The sequence below is a fragment of the Albidovulum sp. genome, assembly GCF_049646345.1.
Classification (GTDB): Bacteria; Pseudomonadota; Alphaproteobacteria; order Rhodobacterales; family Rhodobacteraceae; genus Albidovulum.
Window position 1 is genome coordinate 1 of sequence record NZ_JBARVQ010000356.1, and the last position, 4,192, is coordinate 4,192.

Genomic DNA, 4,192 nt, shown 5'->3' on the forward strand with positions numbered 1-4,192 from the left:
CTAAGCTGTAACCCTTTGCAGCGGCCATAGCCCAAAGCATCAGAATGTTGATACCGCGATAGGCTTCGCCGTTCCATCGCATGGGCAGGGCTGCGCCTGCGGCTCCTCCGGTCCAAGGTTTGCGCCACGGCGGGGTTCCGGCCTCAATCTGGGCGATGATCTGTTCCGTAACATGGCTGTAAACGTCGAATTTTGCATCGGTCATTTGTGACCCTCCGTTGTCGGGCGGGCCGGGCTTCTCTTCCCTTTTCCGCCAATGGGCGGGCCTTCCTGATCTGCTGTCTGGAATGCCCATGCATTCCGGACGGCAGAGCAGGTAAGGGCAACGCCCGTCCTGCGGCCGGGCAGGACCGTGACAACTGGGTGGAGGGCGTGAAATTGGGAGGGAACCGCGCGCTTGCGCGTGGGAGGAACCGGATTTCTCGACAGGAACCGACGCCGCTTGCGGCGGCGCTTGCCGGTTTTCTCGGGCCTGCACGGATGGCAGGCGGAAACTTGGATTCAAATGTCGTCAGGGGTGGGGTGAGTGGGCTTTGCCCGTCGATCCCTGCCTCTGTCCTTGGCCAAACCAAAGCCCGGCCTGTGGCCGGGATTGCTCATCTAGTATGCACGCCAAGCTGCCAAAGCTTGCGGTTTCAGGACTTTAGCACTGCATTCCCCCAAATCAGCCTGGTCCTTGAAAACCACGCTTCTTAACTGCGAGCATAACCTTTTCATTGATCCGGAGCCGCGTCTCCAGCTGTGCGGCTGAAAGGTTGCGTTTACGCATCGTGTTCTGAAGAAAGCCGTATTCCCATGAGCTCAAAAGGCCTCGTTCATAGAAGTACGCAACAGCATCGGCATTGAGAGCTTTGGTAGGATCTCTACGGACGCGCTTTATCGCAGTAAAAATCAGGTCAGAGCGCAGACCGAGGAAGCGCTTAACACACTGATTTCCTACATCTGTTGACTGCCCTGTAACTCGATTATGTATGTGGCAAATTTCGTTGATTGGGAAATGCCCACAAAGGCATGTCTCGGGCTCATCAACATCATGGATGCCTACGAGACCCCACTCTTTACGCGCAACCTCCCAGTCAATCGCTTGGCTCATCGCCAAGATGCGTTCCTTGAGCTGTCGAAAATTGAAGCCCTCGCCCATAAATTATCACCCTCTCAACGAAATTTTGGGGCCCAGCTTTCGAGAAGTGCTGCCTCTTCGTCCTCATCTTCATAGGGATCGTCAGTCAGCGCTTCGCTGGACAGGACCGTAAGGGTGTAGCCGTAGCTGCCTAGCCCAACAACCTCTTCGTCAATAATGGTGCCCGCCGGTCCGCCGAACCAATCCGCGAGAGTGGACTGGTAGCAAACAGAACGCCCTAGGCGGATGTTGTCTGCCACCGCATTGAAGGCGCGCGTGCCCGTGTGCGGCAATCCATCCCCTTTTCGCAGAAAGCGCAGCTTTCCAAGCTTCTTGAAGCTCTCAGACATAAACCCGTACGACACTTGCTCGCGCTCACTGACGATGATTGCCACCGGATAAGGCGCACATTCGGCGGTCCTGATGGCAGCCGCAGTGAGGGAGGCTTCGGCCACGGTAGCTAGATGCTGAACACCCCCAAGGCCAATCGGCGCCTGGTAAAGCGCCTCGCGCGTCAGCCGGGTTGGCATCAGAAGGCCTGAGGCGAAGTGGTCCGCTTCGATTTCTATCGAACTGTTCCCTTGAACAAACCCCGCCCTAGAGAAGTGCACAGGCCCGGTCTTCGCGATTTCCTCAGGATGGCCATCGAGAAAATAGTGCCCAAGTTCGTGGGCAACGGTGAACCGGCGGAATCCTTCGCTGCGGATGTCGGTTGCGTAAATGATGCCAACTCCGTCGTCGGTGAAGACGATGCAGCCGCTCATGCCTTTACGGTCGGGGTCCTTGGCCTCAACCAGAATTTCCTCTTTGGCAGCAATCGCAAAGGGGTCTACGGGAAACCCAGTGAAGCCACCGTCTGCAGCGATCTTCTCACCACACTGCCGCGCCATGAGAAGGCGAAACTTGCTCACTTCTCACGATCCTCCCGCCGCCGCGCAAGCGTGTCGATCATCAGCTGAATGCTTTCGCGGTCTGCGTGAGACAGGCTCTCCTCATTCCTGAAGGCTGTTGTGGAGCCTTTGATGGTGTCCGCCCTGCCCAACAGGTAGTCTGAAGATACGCCAAGCGCTTTTGCCAAAGCGCGAATATTGGCGAACGACGGTTTCCGGCGGTTCGCTTCAAAGTGACCAATCGCAGCAGGTTGAAGTCCCGTTATCTTTGCAAGTTCTGTTTGGTTCAGCTCTCTCTGCTCACGAGCAGCACGCAGTCGGGCAGCAAACACGCCATCCGGTTCATCAGCAGTTGACATGACGCATCCAGTCATTATATTTATGACGATATCGTAGGATATCGCTGGGGCCATTTGGCCTTTTTCTTTAGCGGGCCATCCTACGTTTTCGTCATAAAAACTATAACCAAACAAGGACTTGGTCAAGAGAGAATCGACCACCTTGAGCGAAGACCGGACACGTGAGGAAAGGAAGGAGGTGATCAATATGGCAAAGTCAAACAACGAAGTGACGAGCGCGAAGGCTGCATCAGCAGCGTCAAAAGTTCTCAGCAATCCGAAGTCTAGCCCGGCTGCGAAGACAGCGGCGGCTTCAGCACTGACACAGCGTCCGAACAAAAAGTGACGCAGAAACAGAGGAGTGCCTGGTAGCCCCCGGCACCCCTTCCAAACAGGGTTGGCTGAAGCCACGCTGTATCTCAACTTACCAAGGAGCGTCTAAAAATGGCTGACAGACAAGTTACCGCATCCGGAAAAGACAACGACGGGGATATCACGAAGCTCTGCAAGGCTGGCGAAACATGGTCGCCCCGCTTGAAGGCTGATGCGATCCGCGACATCGAGAACGGCCTGCATACCTACTTCGTGCAACAGCCTGGCACCACTCGGGTCAACGTCACTGTCGTGAACGGAGCCACCGGAAAGTACCTCCGTTCGACCGCAGACAAGTCTTCGAAGAACAATCTGGACAACCTTCCGGACTGTTAAGCCGATGCACTGCAACAACTAGGCTCGCGGACAGCAAAGCTTCTGCGAGCCCAAATCCCTCTGGCTTTGAACGTAAACAGAAAGGTAGATGTCATGCCGCAAGACCATCAGATTACCTGCATAATTCCCGATAGTGCGGATGCTGATCGTCGCATCGATAGCATTGGCGGGACCAGCGGAGGCACGGGCGGCGGCGGTTGGTGCATCAAGCTCGATGTTGCCATCAAAGGCATTGAAGATGGAAAATGGCGTTTCTGGACCAGCGCGAATGGCAAATCTGTCTGGGTGATCATCGCCAAACGCAACGGTAAGAAGTACCTCAAAACTGAAGCCGATGGCGACGAGCCGAACAACCTTCTGAGCCTGCCCCGGTGCAAATAGAGCTCACAGTTCCCAACCCAAGTCCCTGTCGCGTTCGCGTTGCCTTTCCAGCTCAAGCTGACGCTGTTTTTCGCGCTCTTCTTCCAACTTTCGCTGCTGCTCCTGACGCGGATCGGGCTTGTCCCGCCCAAGCACCTGCTTTAGCCGGTCGCGGATAGTATCGGACCCAGCTTCATGGCCGGTGCCATCTGCCCCAAGATCACGCCCCGCAATGCGCGCCAGACGCTGCTTGATCTCATCCTGGCCCAGCTCCTTCGCCTGCCGCCCTGCGACGGCGCGCAACGCCGCCAACCCGGCACTGACGTGGCCCTGCCCTTCTTCGCGCGCCTCGGCCCAGGCATCGCGCGCCAGCTCCAACCGCTCGCGCATTTCCGCGAACATCGCCTTGGCCTGACGCACGGCATGCACCCGCGCGCCCCTTTGGGTCAGCGGTTCATACTCGCGGCCCTCGGCCTCGGCGGCGAATTGTTCCCGGCGCTCGATGGCATTGGCCGCCGGGCCAAGCTTCAGCTCAGGCTCGCGGTCCAACTCTTCAGCCTTCAACGTGTCACCACGGGACAGCGCAACCTCGCGCTGCACCTCCAATGACCGATGATCAACGCGCTCAACCTGCCCTTCCAGCTCAAGGGCATGGTTTTGCAGCTCCGCCCAAACCCCGCGCATCGCCTCGATCTCCGGCCCGCCGGTGCTGGCGGCATCGAGAATGCGGGTTTTGTCGGTCAGCCCCTCGGCAGACAAAACGCGGGTGGTGGTCA

Annotated in this window: 7 protein-coding genes; 2 read left to right on the forward strand and 5 right to left on the reverse strand. The window is 57.5% G+C overall.

Annotation, left to right across the window (positions count from 1 at the left end; genetic code table 11):
* The 4 genes from WBB85_RS08895 to WBB85_RS08910 all read right to left on the reverse strand — a co-directional run.
* A partial coding sequence (locus WBB85_RS08895; RefSeq protein WP_432638267.1) for an ArdC-like ssDNA-binding domain-containing protein occupies positions 1-205 on the reverse strand: 205 nt, incomplete at its 3' end.
* Between the two features lie 459 nt (positions 206-664).
* Positions 665-1,141: a hypothetical protein gene (locus WBB85_RS08900; protein WP_432638268.1), complete on the reverse strand. Its 477-nt coding sequence runs from the start codon at positions 1,139-1,141 to the stop codon at positions 665-667.
* 14 nt (positions 1,142-1,155) lie between these two features.
* Positions 1,156-2,031 (reverse strand): ImmA/IrrE family metallo-endopeptidase, encoded by an 876-nt coding sequence (locus WBB85_RS08905; RefSeq protein WP_432638269.1) that lies wholly within the window; start codon positions 2,029-2,031, stop codon positions 1,156-1,158.
* On the reverse strand, positions 2,028-2,759 hold the full coding sequence (locus tag WBB85_RS08910) for a helix-turn-helix domain-containing protein (RefSeq protein WP_432638270.1): 732 nt from the start codon (positions 2,757-2,759) through the stop codon (positions 2,028-2,030). Before WBB85_RS08910 ends, WBB85_RS08905 begins: the two co-directional genes overlap by 4 nt.
* A 33-nt stretch (positions 2,760-2,792) precedes the next feature.
* Between WBB85_RS08910 and WBB85_RS08915 the strand changes: the two genes are divergently transcribed.
* Together WBB85_RS08915 and WBB85_RS08920 are read left to right on the forward strand one after the other, a co-directional pair.
* A complete protein-coding gene (locus WBB85_RS08915) occupies positions 2,793-3,056 on the forward strand; it encodes a DUF3892 domain-containing protein (RefSeq protein ID WP_432638271.1) in 264 nt (87 codons plus the stop codon).
* Positions 3,057-3,149: 93 nt separating this feature from the next.
* Positions 3,150-3,437 carry a DUF3892 domain-containing protein gene (locus WBB85_RS08920; RefSeq protein ID WP_432638272.1) on the forward strand — a complete coding sequence of 96 codons (288 nt, stop codon included), beginning with the start codon at positions 3,150-3,152 and terminating at the stop codon, positions 3,435-3,437.
* A 3-nt stretch (positions 3,438-3,440) separates the two neighbouring features.
* Here WBB85_RS08920 and WBB85_RS08925 read toward each other — a convergent pair.
* A partial coding sequence (locus tag WBB85_RS08925; RefSeq protein ID WP_432638273.1) for a MobA/MobL family protein occupies positions 3,441-4,192 on the reverse strand: 752 nt, incomplete at its 5' end.

What these genes read in the sequence shown, in the direction of transcription:
- WBB85_RS08920 (WP_432638272.1), top strand. Translation starts at nt 3,150, where the DNA reads ATGCCGCAAGACCATCAGATTACCTGCATAATTCCCGATAGTGCGGAT.
- WBB85_RS08915 (WP_432638271.1), top strand. Translation starts at nt 2,793, where the DNA reads ATGGCTGACAGACAAGTTACCGCATCCGGAAAAGACAACGACGGGGAT.
- WBB85_RS08900 (WP_432638268.1), bottom strand. Translation starts at nt 1,141, where the DNA reads ATGGGCGAGGGCTTCAATTTTCGACAGCTCAAGGAACGCATCTTGGCG.